Origin of the sequence: Pseudomonas sp. FeS53a (assembly GCF_000931385.1) — a bacterium.
Classification (GTDB): Bacteria; Pseudomonadota; Gammaproteobacteria; order Pseudomonadales; family Pseudomonadaceae; genus Metapseudomonas; species Metapseudomonas otitidis.
The window spans coordinates 1-704 of the sequence record NZ_JYFT01000070.1 but is presented as its reverse complement, the minus strand read 5'-3'; the positions used below and the strand labels follow the sequence as shown (position 1 = coordinate 704).

The 704-nt window shown below is 66.5% G+C and carries 2 protein-coding genes; both read right to left on the bottom strand.

Annotation, left to right across the window (positions count from 1 at the left end; genetic code table 11):
• A partial coding sequence (locus tag SZ55_RS28485) for a lytic polysaccharide monooxygenase (RefSeq protein ID WP_044411805.1) occupies positions 1-292 on the bottom strand: 292 nt, incomplete at its 3' end.
• Positions 293-388: 96 nt separating this feature from the next.
• Positions 389-704: hypothetical protein (locus SZ55_RS28740; RefSeq protein ID WP_236692470.1), on the bottom strand; the 316-nt coding region annotated here is incomplete at its 5' end.

Below are 704 nucleotides of genomic sequence, written 5' to 3'. Positions count from 1 at the left end.
TGTGATGGCCGCCAGCGGCGATGGTGCCGTCAGCCGGGCCGCACTCCATGAAGGAGCCGCCGCACCACTTGCCACCGTGGTGGAAGTCGGAGCCCGGACGGTATTCCACGCTCTGCGGCTCGTACTGGATGCCGCCGCAACCGGCGTTCAGGTTGCCGCCGGTGGAGGAGCACATGAAGGAACGGGCTTTCGGGCTTTCGATGTAGCCGTGGGCGAGGGCCTGCTGGGACGCCAGGGTGGCGAAGCCGATGGCCAGGGCCAGGGGGAGTTTGCGAAGGCTCTGCTTGCGCATGTGTTGAAGGTCCTTGTGGGTAGGTTTCAAAGGAGCCCTCGATGCAGGCGTGGGGTCGATCATGTCTTCTCCAGCCCCCGCATCTCGGGACTGGGGTCAGAATGCCGTCGGGCCTGGACCGCTCACATTGGACGAGTCCGAAAGCCGTTCGGCCGCTCGGGGCTGCGGGCATGGGGGAGGGAGGCTGTACTGCCGGGTGGGTCGGACAGTGCGAAAAGTGCGGGGCTGCAGCAAGCTGGCCGCGTCGCCAAGAAGGGTTTCCGGGCGCAGCAGGCCTTCAGAAGGTCGGGATGCGGCCTGGGCATGGCCGATGCGCAGGGCGAAGGACGGAATCAGCAGTGCGGTGAGCAGGACGTGGGTGCAGCACGCGAACCAGGCGTCGTGGACAGGGGCGCTGTTCCCATTGAAACGA